The organism is Vibrio sp. M260118, assembly GCF_036533755.1.
Classification (GTDB): domain Bacteria; phylum Pseudomonadota; class Gammaproteobacteria; order Enterobacterales; family Vibrionaceae; genus Vibrio.
In genome coordinates this window covers 1-18671 of the sequence record NZ_JATABG010000094.1, presented here as the reverse complement: position 1 = coordinate 18671, position 18671 = coordinate 1, and the positions used below count along the sequence as shown (strand labels likewise).

The 18671-nt window shown below is 46.6% G+C and carries 15 protein-coding genes and 3 pseudogenes; 2 read left to right on the top strand and 16 right to left on the bottom strand.

Features of this window, described 5'->3' with window-relative positions; genetic code table 11:
• Positions 1–119: 119 nt before the first annotated feature.
• The 10 genes and pseudogenes from ybeD to leuS form a co-directional block, all read right to left on the bottom strand.
• A complete protein-coding gene (gene ybeD, locus QTO00_RS07980) occupies positions 120–398 on the bottom strand; it encodes a DUF493 family protein YbeD (protein WP_004415161.1) in 279 nt (92 codons plus the stop codon).
• A gap of 151 nt (positions 399–549) precedes the next feature.
• A complete protein-coding gene (locus QTO00_RS07975; RefSeq protein ID WP_331424133.1) occupies positions 550–1719 on the bottom strand; it encodes a serine hydrolase in 1170 nt (389 codons plus the stop codon).
• 90 nt (positions 1720–1809) lie between these two features.
• Positions 1810–2592, bottom strand: coding sequence for a septal ring lytic transglycosylase RlpA family protein (locus QTO00_RS07970; RefSeq protein ID WP_331424132.1), 783 nt, complete (start codon positions 2590–2592; stop codon positions 1810–1812).
• Positions 2593–3445: pseudogene (locus QTO00_RS07965) on the bottom strand (FtsW/RodA/SpoVE family cell cycle protein).
• A 2-nt stretch (positions 3446–3447) separates the two neighbouring features.
• Positions 3448–5328: a penicillin-binding protein 2 gene (gene mrdA / locus QTO00_RS07960; RefSeq protein ID WP_331424131.1), complete on the bottom strand. Its 1881-nt coding sequence runs from the start codon at positions 5326–5328 to the stop codon at positions 3448–3450.
• Between the two features lie 6 nt (positions 5329–5334).
• Positions 5335–5805 carry a 23S rRNA (pseudouridine(1915)-N(3))-methyltransferase RlmH gene (gene rlmH / locus QTO00_RS07955; protein ID WP_331424130.1) on the bottom strand — a complete coding sequence of 157 codons (471 nt, stop codon included), beginning with the start codon at positions 5803–5805 and terminating at the stop codon, positions 5335–5337.
• Positions 5806–5808: 3 nt separating this feature from the next.
• Positions 5809–6126: a ribosome silencing factor gene (rsfS, locus tag QTO00_RS07950; protein WP_331424129.1), complete on the bottom strand. Its 318-nt coding sequence runs from the start codon at positions 6124–6126 to the stop codon at positions 5809–5811.
• Positions 6127–6198: 72 nt separating this feature from the next.
• Positions 6199–7212 carry a DNA polymerase III subunit delta gene (gene holA, locus QTO00_RS07945; protein WP_331424127.1) on the bottom strand — a complete coding sequence of 338 codons (1014 nt, stop codon included), beginning with the start codon at positions 7210–7212 and terminating at the stop codon, positions 6199–6201.
• Between the two features lie 5 nt (positions 7213–7217).
• Positions 7218–7865, bottom strand: a complete 648-nt coding sequence (locus QTO00_RS07940; RefSeq protein ID WP_331424125.1) for an LPS-assembly lipoprotein LptE — start codon at positions 7863–7865, stop codon at positions 7218–7220.
• A 145-nt stretch (positions 7866–8010) separates the two neighbouring features.
• Positions 8011–10584 carry a leucine--tRNA ligase gene (gene leuS, locus QTO00_RS07935; protein WP_331424123.1) on the bottom strand — a complete coding sequence of 858 codons (2574 nt, stop codon included), beginning with the start codon at positions 10582–10584 and terminating at the stop codon, positions 8011–8013.
• A gap of 181 nt (positions 10585–10765) precedes the next feature.
• On the opposite strand from leuS, the gene QTO00_RS07930 reads away from it, so the two are divergent.
• Positions 10766–11236, top strand: a complete 471-nt coding sequence (locus tag QTO00_RS07930) for a zinc ribbon-containing protein (RefSeq protein WP_331424122.1) — start codon at positions 10766–10768, stop codon at positions 11234–11236.
• A gap of 147 nt (positions 11237–11383) precedes the next feature.
• Here QTO00_RS07930 and lnt read toward each other — a convergent pair whose 3' ends face one another.
• The 5 genes and pseudogenes from lnt to miaB all read right to left on the bottom strand — a co-directional run bounded on the left by lnt (position 11384) and on the right by miaB (position 16855).
• Complete coding sequence (lnt, locus tag QTO00_RS07925) at positions 11384–12895, bottom strand: apolipoprotein N-acyltransferase (protein WP_331424121.1); 1512 nt, start codon at positions 12893–12895, stop codon at positions 11384–11386.
• Between the two features lie 37 nt (positions 12896–12932).
• Positions 12933–13666, bottom strand: a pseudogene (locus QTO00_RS07920) (HlyC/CorC family transporter).
• 74 nt (positions 13667–13740) lie between these two features.
• Positions 13741–14205, bottom strand: coding sequence for an rRNA maturation RNase YbeY (ybeY, locus tag QTO00_RS07915; RefSeq protein ID WP_331424120.1), 465 nt, complete (start codon positions 14203–14205; stop codon positions 13741–13743).
• On the bottom strand, positions 14205–15311 hold the full coding sequence (locus QTO00_RS07910) for a PhoH family protein (RefSeq protein ID WP_331424118.1): 1107 nt from the start codon (positions 15309–15311) through the stop codon (positions 14205–14207). Before QTO00_RS07910 ends, ybeY begins: the two co-directional genes overlap by 1 nt.
• Positions 15312–15430: 119 nt before the next feature.
• Positions 15431–16855, bottom strand: a complete 1425-nt coding sequence (gene miaB, locus QTO00_RS07905; protein WP_038203306.1) for a tRNA (N6-isopentenyl adenosine(37)-C2)-methylthiotransferase MiaB — start codon at positions 16853–16855, stop codon at positions 15431–15433.
• Between the two features lie 416 nt (positions 16856–17271).
• Here miaB and QTO00_RS07900 point away from each other — a divergent pair, with 416 nt between their 5' ends.
• The gene (locus QTO00_RS07900) at positions 17272–18450 is read left to right on the top strand and encodes a 2-octaprenyl-3-methyl-6-methoxy-1,4-benzoquinol hydroxylase (RefSeq protein ID WP_331424117.1); all 1179 of its coding nucleotides are present in this window, start codon (positions 17272–17274) and stop codon (positions 18448–18450) included.
• A 76-nt stretch (positions 18451–18526) separates the two neighbouring features.
• Here the strand turns inward: QTO00_RS07900 and QTO00_RS07895 are convergent.
• A pseudogene (locus QTO00_RS07895) lies at positions 18527–18671 on the bottom strand (PTS glucose transporter subunit IIA); the annotation flags it as partial.

Sequence of the window (18671 nt, the reverse complement as noted above, 5' to 3'; positions counted from 1 at the left end):
ACTATATACCAGTAACACATTTTTAACTCATCGATTATTCTAGTGTTTATATCTGTCTGATATATAAAAAGAAAGCAGCTTTCGCTGCTTTCAAAAAAAATTTAAATTTTCAAAAATTGTTATAGAACCATGCGCACAATGTCGATTTCACCCAGCTCTTTGTACAGTGTTTCAACCTGTTCGATAGAGGTAGCAGTGATATTGACTGACACTGAGTGATAGTTACCTTTGGCGCTCGGCTTAACCGTTGGGCTGTAATCACCTGGAGCATGGCGTTGAATAACTTCTAGAACCTTTTCTGGTAGTTCAGGCTTAGCGTAGCCCATTACCTTGTAAGTAAAAGAACAAGGGAACTCAAGCAGGTCTTTAAGTTTTGCGTCTGAGTTGATGTTCAGCATGTGGAAACTCCAAGTTGAAAGTCGATATTTTCAGCGCGGAATAGTACTGCCTATTGGAAAGGATCTCAAGGCGTCACTGTTTTCGGCTGAAATGTTCATTACAAATTAAAAAAGCCGCACAAGGCGGCTTTTGATAAGCTAAATACCGAAATTACAGGAAGCTTTTGAAAAGCATCACAATGTAATCCCATAGGCGGCTGAATAGGCTGCCTTCTTCTACGTCTTCAAGCGCAAGAAGTGGGTACTCGGCAATATCTTCACCTTCTAGCTGATAGTATAGCTTACCAACTACGTCACCTTTCATAATTGGGGCTTCTAGCTCTTTTTCAAGGATAAAGCTCGCCTTAAGGTTCTTGGCTTGACCACGAGGAAGCGTAACGTAGGTGTCTTGGTCTAGGCCCAGAGCAACCATGTCTTTGTTGCCCATCCAGATTTTCTCTTCGACGAATGTTTCACCTGCTTTATGAGGTGCAACAGTTTCGAAGAAGCGGAAGCCGTAGCTGAGTAGCTTTTTACTTTCTGACTTACGTGCATTGGCATTTTTGGTACCCATGACAACAGCTACTAAGCGCATCTGACCTTCTGTTGCTGAGCTTACTAGGCTGTAACCCGCATTGCTCGTGTGGCCAGTTTTGATACCGTCAACGTTCATGCTCTTGTCCCAAAGCAGACCGTTACGGTTGTATTGGGTAATGCCGTTGTAGGTGAACTTCTTCTCTGAATAGATACGGTACTCTTCAGGCACGTCACGGATAAGCGCGCTACCAAGTAGGGCCATATCGTAAGGCGTTGAGTATAGGTTAGAGTTGTCTAGACCGTGTACGTTAGCAAAGTGGGTGTCTTTCATGCCAATCGTGTCAGCCCAAGCATTCATCAGATCGACAAACGCATCTTCTGAACCTGCAATGTGTTCGGCCATTGCCACACACGCATCATTACCTGATTGAATGATGATACCGCGGTTTAGGTCTTCAACTTTTACCGTTGTGCCCACTTCAATGAACATTTTTGACGAGTCTGGGAAGTTCTTCGCCCATGCATTTTTACTAATAGTCACATCGTCTTGAAGAGAGATGTTGCCGCGCTCCAACTCTTGACCGATAACGTAACTTGTCATCATCTTAGTTAAGCTAGCTGGAGACAGTTTGGTGTTCATCTCTTTCTCAGCAAGCACCTTACCGGAATGGTAATCCATCAAAACGTAGCCTTTTGCTGCGATTTGAGGGGCGTCTGGGACTACGATAGGGGATGCGAATGCGAAACTTGCTGAAAGTGCAATTGAAGACGCAAAAGCGGATTTTAATAACGTTGATTTTTTCATAGTGACTACAGAATTATCGTTTACTGTCCATATCTTAACAGATTCAATCGCCCAAGCCAGTGCAGGTATTAAACGGCACTGGATTGAGGACTACTGGGATTTTATGAAAGCACTGGTATAACCCAGATCTTTCACTTGTTCTAGTGCTTTTTGACTGAGCATATAGTCGTCAAAAGGGCCTAAGAATACTCGGTGAAGTTTGTCTTGAGAGCTGACATAACTGTTAACTGATAGAGTTTGACTGAGGTTTTGCGCCAAAGTTTCAACTCGATCTTGATGTTGTGATGACGCAACTTGAATAACAAACTTTGGCAACGCTTGCTGTTTATGAGCTTGCGTTGGCTTGTCTACGGTAATGACCTCAATTACGACGTTGGCTGTACCGGTGCGAATGACGTCAAGCTTTAACGCAGCGGCGTAGCTTAAATCGATGACGCGTCCCTCGTGGAAAGGGCCTCGGTCATTGACGCGCACAATCGCTGTTTTACCGTTATCTTTATTGGTCACTTTGACGTAGCTCGGGATTGGCAGCTCTTTGTGAGCGGCTGACATCGAGTACATGTCGTAGATTTCGCCATTAGAGGTCAAGTGGCCATGGAATTTTTTACCATACCAAGAGGCAATACCTTGCTGTTTGAACCCCTCAGGCTGCTTGATAATGGTGTAATCATTACCACGTAAGGTGTAGTTACTGTTACCACCTAGGCTATAGGGTTCATACATCGGCGTTGCATCTTCGATATGATCGATACTGATTGGCGCATCAGGGGCAATGTCATCATCAATCGAGTAACGTTTTGACGGTGAAGAAGAACAACCCACAAGGACAAGACTCGTTGCCGCAATAGTGAGTATTAATCGCTTGGTTATCATTTAAATTGCCTTAGAGAACGCTTTTCTATGAGTATGGATCGACATCAAGATGCCAAAGCCTGCCATGAGTGTCACCATGGATGTTCCACCATAGCTGATTAGCGGCAATGGAACGCCAACCACAGGTAAAATACCACTTACCATGCCAATATTTACAAACACATAGACAAACCGCACCTAGTGGATCTGACTCTGGGTTGAACAGGGTTCTTACACGAACTTTTTGATACTCACGCATCAAGAAGAACCATAGGATTGGCAGGAATCCTCCCAAAGCCAATCCAGCGGCGATGATGATTCTCCAGCTAATGCCAGCGAGAAAGATAACAAAGATCCCCGAAGCGGCAATTAGGATAGATGTTCCTAAATCAGGCTGTTTGGCAATTAAAATGGTAGGGACAAAAACCATCACCAACGACATTACCAGTGTTTGGAAGGTCGGTGGTAGTGGTCGTTTACCTATGTAGCGAGCTACCATGAGTGGCACGGCAAGCTTAAGTAGTTCTGAAGGCTGGAAGCGGACGAAACCTAGGTTAAGCCAGCGCTGAGCCCCTTTCGACGCTTCGCCGAAAAATAGCACGCCAAGTAGCAGTATCACACCACCAACGAACATCAGTGGTGCTAAGGATTCATAGGTACGCGGAGGAATTTGCGCCAGAAGTAACATTACGCCTAAGGAGAGCCCCATGCGCATCGCTTGTCTGTCCATCATGGCAATGCTTTGGCCGCTAGCGCTGTACATCACCACCAGACCAAATGCCATTAGCACTAGAATTCCTAATAGCAGTGGTAGGTCAAGATGGAAACGCTCAAAAAAGGCGCGGTTTTGACCAGTTGCTGGGTTCAAATCCATGACTATTTCGCCTCCTTTTTATCAATTAGAACGTGATCAAAAATTCTTCTGACCACCGGGCCACCCTGAGAAGAACCACCACCGGCGTTTTCCAGTACTATGGTCACAATCAGTTCAGGGTCATCAATAGGCGCAAAACCAGTAAACAGGGCGTGGTCGCGTAAGTGCTCGGCAATCTCATCGGCGTTGTACTCTTCGTCCTCACCTAATCCGAATACCTGTGCGGTTCCTGACTTACCGCCACTGACATATTTGGTATTAGTGAAGGCGCGACGGGCGGTACCTTTCTTACCATGGTTTACCAAGCGCATACCTTCGATTGCCATATCCCAGAAACGATCTTTGACACCAGTAATGGGTGGATAAGTCTCGATATCAGATAGCTCACGGGTATCAAACTCTTCACCGTTGTTGATCGTCGCTCGCAATAGGTGTGGTGCAATCACTTCACCGCGATGAACGAGCACCGAGGTTGCTTTGGCAATCTGCATTGGTGTCGCCGTCCAGTAACCTTGCCCAATACCAACAGGGATGGTGTCACCTTGATACCAAGGCGTTCTGTGTCTAACCATCTTCCATTCACGTGTCGGCATATTGGCTTTGCTCTCTTCATGAATGTCGATGCCGGTGTAATCACCGAAGCCAAACATCATCATCCAGCTTGAAATGCGATCGATACCCATGTCGTAAGCTACTTGATAGAAGAAGGTATCAACCGACTCTTCAATTGATTTAACGATATCGACTTTGCCATGTCCCCATGCAAGCCAGTCACGAAACGGACGCGTTTTGGAGTTAGGAATTTTCCAGTAACCTGGGTCATTGCGAGTGGTGTAAGGGGTAATGACTCCCTCTTGCAGTGCGGCGACCGCCATAAATGGCTTGATGGTTGATGCGGGTGGGTAAATACCTAGTGTTGCTCGGTTTACCAACGGACGGTTTTTGTCATTGAGTAATGCGCGGTAAGCCTTCCCAGAAATACCATGGACGAACGCGTTTGGGTCGTAGCTTGGACTAGAGACCATAGCTAGAACGCCGTTATCTGAAGGGTCTAAAACGACAGCACTTCCGCGGCGATCATCGAGCAGTTTGTGGATGTAAAGTTGAAGATCGATATCAAGGTTCAGGACGATATCTTTCCCCGGAACCGGTGGCACGTATTTTAGAGTGCGAATGACACGACCACGGCTGTTTACTTCAACCTCTTGGTAACCAGCGGTGCCGTGTAGCATGTCTTCGTAGTAGCGCTCGATGCCGAGTTTACCTATGTCTCGAGTTGCTTGATAGTTGGCATCTTTACCTTCACGCACCAAGCGCTGAACGTCACGATCATTAATGCGAGAAACGTAGCCAATAACATGGGTGAGCACTTCACCATATGGGTAGTTTCGCTTCAGAGCCGCATTAATGGACACACCTGGGAATTTATGTTGGTGTACTGAAAACTTAGCGGTTTGTTCTTGAGTCAGCTGAGTCAAGATCGGCACGGATTTAAAGCGACGAGTTTGGCGACGTTCACGCTGGAACCGCTCAATTTGCTCGGGAGTGATGGTCAGGATCTGTTGCAGACGACGAATAGTGTCGTCCATATCCTTAATTTTTTCGGGTGTGAGTTCGAGACTAAAAACAGGTTGGTTTTCAGCGAGTAACTTACCATTTCGATCATAGATTAAACCGCGGTTGGGTGCGATTGGCACTACTTTAATACGGTTGTCATTGGAGCGTGTTTTGTAATCTTGGTACTGATTGATCTGAATGTTATACAAGTTGGTGATAAGTACGCCAACCAAAGCAATAATTCCGACGAAAGCAACAATAGCGCGACTTCTAAATAGTCGCGCTTCTTCATGGTAGTCCCTTATCTGGGTACGCTTCCTTAACATGAATCGTTATTCTCGGTGGTATGGGTGGTTCGCGGTAATGCTCCACGCTCGATATAAGCTCTCAGCCATGACAATGCGTACCAATGGATGAGGCAGAGTCAGTGCAGAAAGAGACCAGCTCTGATCCGCTGCCGCTTTGCAAGCCGGGGCTAAACCTTCGGGGCCGCCAATTAGAATCGACACGTCTCTTCCGTCGAGTTTCCAGCTCTCTAGTTGCTCGGCCAATTGTGGGGTATCCCATTTTTTGCCGGGAATGTCGAGAGTAACAATTCGGTTGCCTTTTGGCACGGCAGCAAGCATAGCTTCGCCTTCTTTTTGCAGAATTCTTGCAATATCGGCATTTTTTCCGCGTTTTCCGGCGGTTATTTCTACAAGTTCAAGCGGCATGTCATGTGGGAAGCGACGGCGATACTCTTGAAAGCCCTCTTCAACCCACTTCGGCATTTTGGTGCCAACGGCCACTAACTGTATCTTCATCAATTAGCTCCAAAGCTTCTCTAGTTGGTATAGCTCGCGATGCTCTTCTTGCATAACGTGAACGATAGTGCTGCCCATATCCACTACGACCCACTCGCCTTCAGCTTCACCATCAACGCCTAGTGGCTCGATGCCAGCAAGTTTTGACTCTTTTGCAACGTGCTCAGCGATAGAAACAACATGACGCTTTGATGTACCAGTACAAACAATCATGAAGTCGGTAATGCTAGATTTACCTTGAACATCGATAGTCTTGATGTCTTGTGCTTTCATATCATCTGCTTTGTCAGCAAGGAAGTCGTTTAACTCTTCAAGTTGCAAGGTGTTGTCCTCGTTAGTGTTGTGCTTTCACACAGGTTATTTCAATTGCGGCGGCGAAGTATAGCACGCTTTCTATAGCTTCACTTGCGGTAAGCAGCACTCGGCACTTAACTGATGTAATAGTGGCCAACTGGATTGCTCATACTGGGTTTTTACCATCAGCTCTATCTTAGCAAGCAGTTGAAGTAGCTGAGTAATCTTGTTTGGTTGCAAGCGATTGAGAGCTGCGGAGTATAGAGGGCGTTTATTTTGCCAAACTCGATAGCTTTCAAACACCTGTCCAATCGGTTGAGTCTTAACTTGATTCGCCATATTGAGCAGTTGAGTGAGCTCTTTCTGTATGGTGCGAATCAGTATGATGGCTTCTACACCTTCCACTTCTAACTGACGCAAGATCCGCTGTGAGCGCTTCGCTTTACCCGCGAGTAGAGCATCAACCCAATGGAAAGCGGTAAAATGATTATGACGACTTAACGACTCTTCTAATCGAACTAGGTTCAGTACACCATCAGGGTAGAGTAGTGCCAACTTTTCAAGGCTCTGTGTTAACGCGAATAGGTTCCCTTCGTGCCATTGAGCCAGCATTTGTACCGCTTCTTGATCAGGTTTGAGATTGAGCGCTCGGCATCGAGTTTGGACAAACTGAGGCAGCCTTTGTATATCTGGTGTTAAGCAGTTGACCCAGCAGCCTTGGCTCGATAGGGATTTAAACCATTTGGCATTTTCTTGGGCTTTGGTCAGTTTACTGCCTATGACAACGAGCAAAATATCGCTATGCACCAGCTCAGATACTGCGACTAGCTCTTTGGCTATCGCTGTGTTGACGCCAGACTCAGGTAACTCTAGCTCTATGACTTGACGCGATGAGAATAAGCTCATTGCTTGGCAACAGTCATAGACCGAATTCCAGTCAAGGGATGCATCGACTGCAAAGCGGTGACGCTCTTCAAAACCTTGTGTGCGAGCAGCTTTTTGAATGGCTTGACGAGATTCTTGGATTAAGAGTGGCTCGTTGCCGAAAATAAGATAGATTGAGTGGAGCTGTTTAGACAACTGCTCCACTAGACGGTCGGCGAAAATTCGCATAATGATTAGTTTGCTGGCACTTCTGAAGTGACATTACCTTGCGCATCTTCTGCGTAGAAAGTCTTCACACGGTACTGCTCTTCTTCAACTCTTAGTGTTGCTTCTTGTTCTGCTTCAAGTAGTTCATTGGCTTCGATATCAGCTTTCAAACGTGCCATTTGACGAATGATTTGTGATGCGGCGAGCTTACGCATTTCGTCTTCAATCATGTCGCGCTCAACAGACTTTGCGAGAGCCGTTAACGGGTTATCTAGGTAACTACGAGTGACGCTAGTCGAGAAGGTCTTTGAGCCTAGTTCAGGAACCGTCACGCGGTAAGAAGCTCTAAAGGTTAGCTCTTTTTCTGCCGCACGAGTGTTTTGGTAGAGAGATAGTGTGCGCTCACCAACGCCTTCGCTAAGCAGGTGCAGGTTTGGTGTGTTTGCTGCTGGTGGCACGACTTTGATTTCACTCATACGCAACTGCCCCTTCATCATGCGAGTGAAGCTGCTGTATTGGTCGTAACTGGTGAGCGACATGGTTTCTAACTCTTCAGGAACCGAGTAGTCACCGCGTAGGTGGAAACCACAAGCAGACAATAGGCTTGCCATTAAAATCACACTAGTGAGTTTTACAGAGGATGATGAAATAAGGCGCGATGCTCTACGAAACATGGATTTAGGGCTCTCGATTATTGGAATACTTATCTTAGGACTCTATTTTCTGCGATGGAAAGTAAAGCTCTAAGATAAGTATAAGCAGGGTAATAAGCTACCCTGCTTATGACTAAGCTAGCGAAGATTAGTTCGCTACACTTTGTTAGTTTGCAACAATGTTCAGAAGTTTACCTGGTACGTAGATAACTTTGCGTACAGTTTTGTCTTCTGTGAACTTAGTAACGTTCTCATCGTTTAGACCTAGCTTTTCGATCTCTTCTTTAGAGATGTCTGCTGGTACTGTTAGCTTCGCACGTAGCTTGCCGTTGACCTGAACGATGATTAGCTTCTCGTCTTCAACCAGTGCTTTTTCATCATGCGTAGGCCAAGCCGCGTTGTCGATATCCGCTTGACCAAGACCTGCCCACATCTCGTAAGAGATATGCGGAGTGATTGGGTAAAGCATCACAACAACAGCTTTCAGTGCTTCGTCAAGGATTGCACGATCTTGCTCAGACTCTTGAGGTGCTTTCGCTAGCTTGTTCATTAGTTCCATGATTGCAGCGATAGCGGTGTTGAACGTTTGGCGACGCGCAACATCATCCGTTACCTTAGCGATAGTCTTGTGAACGTCACGGCGTAGCGCTTTTTGGTCGCTAGATAGTGCTGCTGCGTCTACTGCAACTGCTTCACCTTTTGATGCGTGCTCTTTCACTAGTTTCCAAACACGTTTCAGGAAGCGGTTTGCACCTTCTACGCCAGACTCTTGCCACTCAAGGGTCATGTCTGCAGGTGATGCAAACATCATAAATAGACGTACTGTGTCTGCACCGTACTTGTCTACCATCTCTTGTGGGTCGATACCGTTGTTCTTTGACTTCGACATTTTGATCATGCCTGAGTGCTCAACATCACGGCCTTCGTTGTCTTTAGCAGACACGATACGACCTTTACCGTCACGCTCAACAGCTACGTCAGTCGGAGCAATCCACTCTTTGCCGCCTTTTTCGTTCTCGAAGTAGAACGCATCTGCCAGTACCATGCCTTGACACAGTAGCTGCTTGAACGGTTCGTCAGAAGTGACGTAGCCCGCATCACGTAGCAGTTTGTGGAAAAAGCGAGAGTACAGTAGGTGCATACAAGCGTGCTCGATACCACCGACATACTGGTCTACTGGTAGCCAGTAGTTTGCTTTTTCTGGATCTAGGATATCGTCCGCTTGTGGTGAACAGTAGCGAGCATAGTACCAAGAAGATTCCATGAAGGTATCGAACGTATCAGTTTCACGTAGAGCTGGCTCGCCATTGAACGTCGTCTTCGCCCACTCTTTGTCGGCTTTGATTGGGCTAGTTACGCCATCCATTACCACGTCTTCAGGAAGCACTACAGGCAACTGGTCCGCTGGCACTGGGTGAACTTCACCGTCTTCAGTGGTTACCATTGGGATTGGCGCGCCCCAGTAACGCTGACGAGATACACCCCAGTCACGTAGACGGAAGTTTACAGTCTTAGTACCTTTACCTTCAGCTTCTAACTTGGCTGCAATGGCATCGAACGCTGCTTGGAACTCAAGGCCGTCGAATTCACCTGAATCGAACAGGACACCTTTTTCAGTGTAAGCTGCTTCAGAAACGTCTAGCTCTGAACCATCTTGTGGCTTGATCACTGGCACAATGTCTAGACCATACTTAGTCGCGAACTCGTAGTCACGCTGGTCGTGAGCAGGTACTGCCATTACAGCGCCTGTACCGTAGTCCATCAGTACAAAGTTAGCGACGTAAACTGGCACTTCACGGCCGTTCAATGGGTGAATCGCAGTAAGGCCAGTTGCCATACCTTTCTTCTCCATTGTCGCTAGCTCAGCTTCAGCAACTTTGTTGTTTTTACACTCTTCGATGAACTCAGCAAGCTCAGGGTTGTTCTCAGCTGCGATTGTCGCTAGAGGGTGACCTGCCGCGATACCTACGTAAGTGACGCCCATTAGCGTATCAGGGCGAGTGGTGTAAACCTCTAGGTCCGCTTGGCCTTTCACTTCGAACTTGAGCTCGACGCCTTCAGAGCGACCAATCCAGTTGCGCTGCATGGTCTTAACCATTTCAGGCCAGCCGTCAAGGTTGTCTAGGTCATCTAGAAGCTCTTGAGCGTATTCAGTGATTTTGATGAACCACTGCGGGATCTCTTTTTGCTCTACAGGCGTGTCACAACGCCAGCAGCAGCCATCTTCAACCTGCTCGTTTGCTAGAACAGTTTGGTCGTTTGGACACCAGTTAACAGAAGAGGTCTTCTTGTAAACTAGGCCTTTTTGATAAAGCTTAGTGAAGAACTCTTGTTCCCAACGGTAGTACTCAGGTGTACAGGTTGCGAACTCGCGGTTCCAGTCGTAGCCGAAACCCAGCAGTTTAAGCTGGTTCTTCATGTATTCGATGTTTTCGTATGTCCAAGGCGCAGGTGCCGTGTTGTTTTTCACCGCTGCGTTTTCTGCAGGCAGACCGAATGCATCCCAACCGATTGGTTGCATTACGTTTTTACCTTGCAGGCGCTGGAAACGAGAGACTACATCACCGATAGTGTAGTTACGCACGTGACCCATGTGCAGTCGACCACTTGGGTAAGGGAACATGGATAGACAGTAGAATTTTTCTTTATTTGGGTCTTCACTTACAACAAAGGTGTTGTTGCTGTCCCAGTGCTGTTGAACTTTCTGTTCAATATCTTGCGGGTTGTATTGTTCTTGCATCGATGATGTCCGGTTATCTTGGAATTTGTGAGTTCGGTTAGAACAGACTTTAATAGATCGTCATAGAATACCTAAAGGAACGAGGTACAACAATAGCTATCCCCGTCAATTAACTTGTTGCTTAGGTGCAACTCCAATTATTTAGGGGATACAAAGCAGTAAGTAATCTTGAGGAGGGGCTATGCCAAAAAGAAAAGCTGGTTATGAAGAGATGCTTGAAGATGTAGTTGAAACACTCAAGCATAGTCCTGATGAGGTGAATAATGTTATTGAAACCTCGGGAAAAGTTGCCCAAGCCGCTAATGATCTGACTAAAGATGAAATGGCCTTGGTTTCTGCGTATGTTAAATCGGATTTGAAAGAGTTCGCTGACAGTTACGAAGATTCTAAAGGTGGACCGTTTTATTTGATGGTTACCGACTCTATCTGGCAGGGGCTACTTGATATTACCGATCGTACTAAGGTTGAGTGGGTTGAGTTGTTCCAAGACCTAGAACACCAAGGGCTTTACCAAGCCGGTGAAGTGATTGGTTTAGGTATATTGGTTTGCGATGAGTGTGGTCACAAAACTCAGTACAACCATCCAACGGTAATCATCCCATGTACCCACTGTGGGTGCAAAGGATTCAGTCGAAAGCCACTTAAGCCGTAGAGCAAGACGCGAGTACGGAATCTTTTCGCGATTTGACTAGCTTCATGAGATCCCCAACTCGCTCGTCCCTCGCTCTTGAGGATGACGAATCAATTGACTCAAACTAAAGAGGGTTGACGAAATATGCCAACCCTCTCAATTTACTCGCTACTCGTTTCTTATTCTCCAACCAATCACCAAACTTAACACAACCCATACATACAGAGGCCATGAGCCTAGGTGGCGATAAGGCGTTTCACCTGATGTCGCTGGTACCTCTGCACGTAAAACGGCGGTTTGGAATTGTGGTACCTGTGCAATGATACGGCCTTTGTGATCTGTGACTGCGGTTACCCCATTGTTGGTGGCGCGAATTACAGGCTTGCCAAGCTCAAGAGCGCGCATACGGGCGATCTCCATATGTTGCAACGGGCCAATGGAGTGTCCAAACCAAGCATCATTGGATAGGGTGAGGATAAAGTCAGTGTCCTCGGTAAGGTTTTGTCTAACTTGCTCGTTAAAGATGATTTCGTAGCAAAGTGCAGGCGCCATCTGAGTACCGTTAGCATCGACATTAGGCTGAATATAGTCGCCACGGCTAAATGATGACATCGGCAAATTGAAGAATGGAGCAATAGGGCGCAAGAACTCTTCAAATGGAACAAATTCACCAAATGGAAGCAGGTGGTGTTTGTGGTAGCGCTGATTCATGTCATAGCGATACTCGCCATACGTGCTGATTCCGAGAGTTAGAATGCTGTTGTAGAACTTCTTGTTTTCGCCCTGATTTACGATTCCAGTTATCACCGCGCTGTTGTTCATGCGCGCGGCAGAGTCGAGGTTAGTGAGAAAAGACGAGATTTCGTACTCTAGTGCTGGGACTGCTGCTTCAGGCCAAATGATGATATCCGCATCCCAGTTTTCTCGAGTAAGGTCAGTGTACTTCATGATGGTTGGCCAACGCTCACTTGGCTTCCACTTCAATTCTTGAGGGATATTACCTTGAATCAACGCGACCTTGGTGACTTGGTCTGGGTTTGGCGTAACCCATTGGGCGGATTTTAAGCCAAAGCTAGTCATGAAAATGACAGCCGGAACTAACAAAACTAACCATTGGCGCTTTAAGCCAGAATAAACTATTGCGCCTGCACTGATGATTAGTAGCAAGGTGATCAACTCGACACCACCGAGTGGAGCAAAGTTACCTAGAGGGCTATCTATTTGGCTATAACCTAGCCAGAGCCAAGGGAAGCCGGTCATTACCCAGCCGCGCAGCCAATCACATATTAGCCATAGCGCAGGCGCAGCCAGCATAAACCTAGAGCGTGTGGCATTGGGGAAGAAGCGATTGATACTCCAAGTAAACAGAGCGGAGTAGATGGCAAGGTAACCAACCAGTAGTCCCATTAAGAAAACACTGGCAACCTTAGGCATACCACCGAAATTATCGATACTGACATGAACCCAGCTAACACCGGTTGCAAACTGACCTAGCCCCCAGGCGTAACCTATCCAAAGTGCGCGTTTAGCCGACTGTTTGTGGATAAGCAATAATAGTAGAGCAGGGCTAACAATAGCTATCGGCCATAGTTGGTATGGAGCGAAAGCTAGGGTGGTTATTGCGCCAACAAAAACGGCCGCGAGCGGCCGTTTTAGGCGATGAAAAAGTGAATTGATCATCGTTTACTTCTATTTTGTCCCTGTTGGGAAATTAGCGTTACTCTTCTGTCGAGTCTTCAACGAGCTCTTCATCTGGAATCGTCACTTGGAGCTGCACAACTCTGCGGTTGTCGGCAGAGGTTACCTTGAAGCTATACCTTTCAATATCAACCAGTTCGCCACGCGAAGGTAGGTGACCAAACGCGGTCATAACCATGCCTCCTACCGTGTCGACTTCTTCATCACTGAAGGAGGTACCAAACGTATTGTTACGATAGACATGTGATAGCGCTCTTCGCGGAACTCTTTCAGTAGGCGATCAACACGCTTACTTTCAGGCACCACAACCGCAGGGCGGATTACTTGCTCGATATCAAATGGCTCGCTGCCAGAACCTAAGTATTTAAGTAAGTCCTTCGCTAACAGAATACCTTCTACATGGTCTTTATCTTCGCTGATGACTGGGTAGCGAGAGTGCTGTGCATCAGTGATAAGGTTGATCAGTGCGTCTAAATCGTCGCTACGATCAACGGTAACCATTTGCGAACGCGGTAACATGATGTCACGCACTCGCATTTCAGAGATCTCCATAACACCTTCTAGCATATCGCGTGTGTCGTGGTCGATCAGGTCGTTTTCTTCAGAGTCACGGATGACATCCACAAGCTCTTGGCGATCCTTGGGTTCACCTTGAAAAAGTTGACCTAGGCGTCCGAAGAAGGACTTTCTACTCGGACCTTCAGATTTTTCTTTCTTACCTTCTAGAGAAGAGGGCGAATTGTCTTCGTTCATTGTTTCTCATTTAAGTAACGCTATCAGATGTGTGATAGCTCACATAGTAGGGCTGAGTTGAAACTGCCTCAGCGCTACTGTTTCTCATCAATGTACGGGTCTTTAAAGCCCATACCTTGCATGATTTCTGTTTCGAGTGACTCCATCTCTTCAGCTTCGTCATCTTCGATATGATCATAACCTAGCAGATGCAAGCTTCCATGTACAACCATATGCGCCCAGTGCGCCATTAGAGGTTTGTTTTGCTCTACCGCTTCACGTTCTACTACTTGGCGGCAGATTATGAGGTCGCCAAGCAGGTCCATTTCAATACCCGGAGGCGCTTCAAATGGGAAAGAGAGCACATTGGTTGGTTTGTCTTTACCACGATAGTCATGGTTGAGCTGGTGGCTCTCTTCTTCGTCGACTAAGCGAACCGTCACTTCTGCTTGAGGTTGAAACCTTGTCACAGTAGAGCTTAACCAGAGGTGAATATCGTCAAAGCTAGGCAAGCCGTTTTCGTCTTCAACGGCGAGTTGTAGATCCAGTTCAATAGTCATTATTTACCTTCGGCGGCTTCCGCTTGTACCTTCTTTGAAAGCTCAGCTTTGGCTGTTTCAATCAACTGTGCTTCGCGCTCTTCACGACGTTTCTTTTCGAACTCTTTACGCTCTTTCTGAGCTTTCGCTTCCCATTTCTCATAGGCGTTGACTATACGCGCAACCACAGGGTGACGCACCACGTCATCTGACATGAAGAAGTTAAAGCTGATATCGTCGACTTCGCTTAACACCTCAATCGCATGGCGCAGGCCAGATTTCGCACCGCGTGGTAAATCTATTTGAGTGATATCACCGGTGATCACCGCACGTGAGTTGAAACCAATACGAGTGAGGAACATCTTCATCTGTTCCACTGTGGTGTTCTGGCTTTCATCGAGAATAATGAAGGCGTCGTTCAAGGTTCTGCCACGCATGTAAGCCAGAGGCGCGACTTCAATCACGTTGCGCTCAATCAGCTTTTCAACTTTTTCGAAACCTAGCATCTCGAATAGCGCGTCATAGAGTGGGCGCAGGTATGGATCGACTTTCTGACTTAGATCGCCAGGTAGGAAACCGAGTTTTTCACCAGCTTCTACCGCAGGACGAGTTAACAGAATGCGGCGGATCTCTTGACGCTCAAGCGCATCGACAGCAGCTGCAACTGCAAGATAGGTTTTACCTGTACCAGCAGGGCCGATACCGAAACTGATATCGTGCGTCACCATGTTCATCAAGTACTGGCCTTGATTTGGCGTGCGTGGCTTGATGACACCTTTCTTGGTCTTGATAAACACTTCTTTGCCGTGTTCAATGTTTGACTCTAGGTCTTGGTCGAGCACCCCTGTCTCTTTGATTGCTAGATGGATTTCATCAGGTTCAACGTCAGGGATTGCGCCGCGAACAGGGGCCGTATTAACGTAAAGTGTTTTAATGATTTCAAGTGCAGCGGCGCTGGTATGCGGCTTACCGACAATAGTAAAAAAGTTGCCACGGTAGCTGATTTCAACACCCAAACGGCGTTCTAGATGTTTGATATTGTCATCGAAAGGGCCGCAGAGACTGCTTAGTCGGCGGTTATCTGAAGGTTCTAGATTGATCTCTAGGGTAACAATTTTATTGCTCAAAGTTGCCTCTCATTGTTTGTCACTCCAAAAAAGCCCGATTTAGACCGGGCTTTTAGTGACCTTATATACCTTTCTCTAAGATGGTATCAGAGTCGGGTAAATTCAAGCTAATTTCGAACTTAAGGTGTAAAGGTTGCTACACCTAGCTCATCTTCACGCTTCGTTTTCGCCATCATCTGCGTTGGAGAGATAACGGTGCGAAGGTCCATATCTTTTTCGGTACGCACTAGCTCACCACGGAGAGAGTTAGCGAATACGTCCGTGATCTTAACGTCAACGAACTGACCGATTAGGTCTGCACTACCTTCAAAGTTAACAACACGGTTATTCTCAGTACGTGCGCGAAGCTCCATTAGATTCTTTTTCGATGGACCTTCAACCAAAACACGCTGCTCAGTATCAAGCATCAGACGTGAGTAACGCATCGCTTGCGAGTTAACCACTTGCTGTAGCTCGTATAGGCGCTCTTTCTTGGTCTCTTCTGACAGGTCACAAGGGTAATCCGCTGCTGGCGTACCCGGACGAGGTGAGAAGATAAAGCTAAAGCTCATATCGAAATCAACGTCTTTGATCAGTTTCATTGTCGCTTGGTGATCCATATCGGTTTCACCTGGGAAGCCAACGATAAAGTCAGAGCTGATTTGAATATCTGGACGCGCTTTACGTAGCTTACGGATGATCGACTTATACTCGATGGCCGTATGCGGGCGCTTCATCATTGTTAGGATGCGGTCGCTACCACTTTGTACTGGTAGGTGCAGGAAGCTTACTAGTTCAGGTGTATCTTCGTAAACCGCGATGATGTCGTCAGTAAACTCTAACGGGTGGCTAGTTGTGAAACGAATACGATCGATACCGTCGATAGAAGCGACAAGACGTAGCAGTTCAGCGAAAGAGCAGATATCGCCTTCGTGCGTTGGACCACGGTATGCGTTTACGTTTTGACCCAGTAGGTTAACTTCACGCACACCTTGTTCAGCAAGCTGAGCAATTTCGAACAGCACGTCATCCATTGGACGGCTCACTTCTTCACCGCGTGTGTATGGCACAACACAGTAAGTACAGTACTTAGAACAGCCTTCCATGATAGAAACGAACGCCGTTGCACCTTCTGCGCGAGGCTCAGGTAGGCGGTCAAATTTTTCGATCTCAGGGAAAGAGATGTCCATCACAGGTGCTTCGTCTGATTGAGATTGTTTAATCATCTCTGGTAGACGATGCAGTGTTTGTGGGCCAAAAATTACGTCAACAAACGGAGCACGTTCACGAATGTGGTCACCTTCTTGAGTCGCTACACAGCCACCCACGCCGATCACCACGCCGTCTTTTTTGTCTTTTAATGTTTTCCAACGACCAAGCTGGTGGAATACCTTTTCCTGCGCTTTTTCTCGGATAGAACAGGTATTAAGAAGTAATACATCTGCCTCATTTGGATCTTCTGTCAACTCGTAGCCGTTAGCCGCGTTGAGAAGGTCAGCCATTTTTGATGAATCGTATTCGTTCATCTGGCAACCCCAGGTTTTAATTAGCAGTTTCTTACTCATAATTTCGCTCGATCGTTAGTTTAAATTAAGGGAGCAAATCGCCCAGTGTTACTTTTTATATCTATAGACTGCTGCCGAGGTAAAGTGATCATTCAAGTCCTTATTTTGATGGCTTGTATAGCTATTGCTATCCAAGTCGCTTGAGGAACAATCAATATTTATCACTAGCTTGCTAGCTATTTCTGCGCATACTTGTCGCAATAGCTATCACAAGCCTACCCACCGTTTAGAGGTGCTGCTGGCAGCAAGCGGCGTATTGTACTGCTTTAAAAACCTACTGACTAGTGCTGCAACCAAATCTATTAAAAGCGTTATCGAATAAGCGATTTGCCCATATCGAGCTTGAGGTTTTTGGTTACATTTTAGTAATGAAAACGTACAATAAAAACAGACGCTAACAGGATGAAGTAAGAGTTATGACCAAGTTTGATGTTGCAGTTATTGGTGGTGGCATGGTAGGAGCCGCAACCGCGATCGGTTTTGCCCAACAAGGCAGACAAGTGGCGGTGGTAGAAGGATATGCACCGAAGGCGTATTCTCCTGAACAACCAATGGATATCCGTGTTTCTGCAATTTCACAACACTCGGTTGCAATACTCAGTCAATTAGGGGCTTGGCATACTATCGAGCAGATGCGAGTTTGCCCTTATCGTCGACTAGAGACTTGGGAGCATCCCGAATGCCGTACTCGTTTCCATTGCGATGAATTAGACATGCAGCGGTTAGGCTATATTGTCGAAAATAGGCTGATTCAATTGGGCTTGTGGCAAGCGTTTGAGCAGCATGAAAATATCACTCTATTTTGCCCTGATAAATTAGACACGATTGAATTTGGCGAAACCAACAAGGTTGTACTCGATTCTGGTCAATCCATAACTGCTGATCTCGTCGTTGGCGCTGATGGTGCCAACTCTAAAGTTCGTCAGTTGGCAGGTATTGGTATTACCGCTTGGGATTATCGCCAGCATTGCATGCTTATTAACGTCGAAACGGAACTGCCTCAACAAGACATCACGTGGCAGCAGTTTACCCCTACAGGCCCGCGTTCTTTTTTACCTTTGGCAACTCTGGATGGTCAATCAGATGGAACCGGTCAGGGCTCGCTTGTCTGGTACGACGCACCTAAGCGAATCAAACAGTTATGTTCCATGACGCCAGAGCAGTTGAAGGAAGAGGTGATGACACACTTCCCTGCTGAGTTGGGTGATATTAAGGTGCTTCAGTCTGGTTCTTTTCCTCTTACCCGTCGTCATGCTCAGTCATACTATCGCAATGGCTGTGTGCTTGTTGGTGATTCAGCTCATACGATTAATCCTTTAGCTGGGCAAGGGGTCAACTTGGGCTTTAAGGACGTGGAAGTGTTGCTAGAGGTGGCGAAAGGAGCATCGCAGCTAGATCAAATTGTGCTGAAACAGTATGAGTGTAAACGACGCCCTGATAACCTATTAATGCAGTCTGGGATGGACTTTTTCTATAAGGGGTTTAGCAATGATATTACGCCATTGAAGTTGATGCGTAATGCCGCGCTTAAAATTGCGGAAAACGCAGGGCCATTGAAAGCGCAAGTATTGAAGTACGCCTTAGGGATGAAGTAATACTAAGAATGAAGGGTATTGCAGATACAAAAAACGCAGCCACTGGCTGCGTTTTTTGATTCGATTAAAGTCGCTATTACTTAGTTACTTTAAGAACTGCAGTTTCACCAACAGTTACAGAACCAGACAGCTTGTTCAGCTCTTTGATTTCGTCCATGTTAGAGATAACAACTGGAGTTAGAGTCGATTTCGCTTTCTCTTCTAGAAGCGCTAGGTCGAAA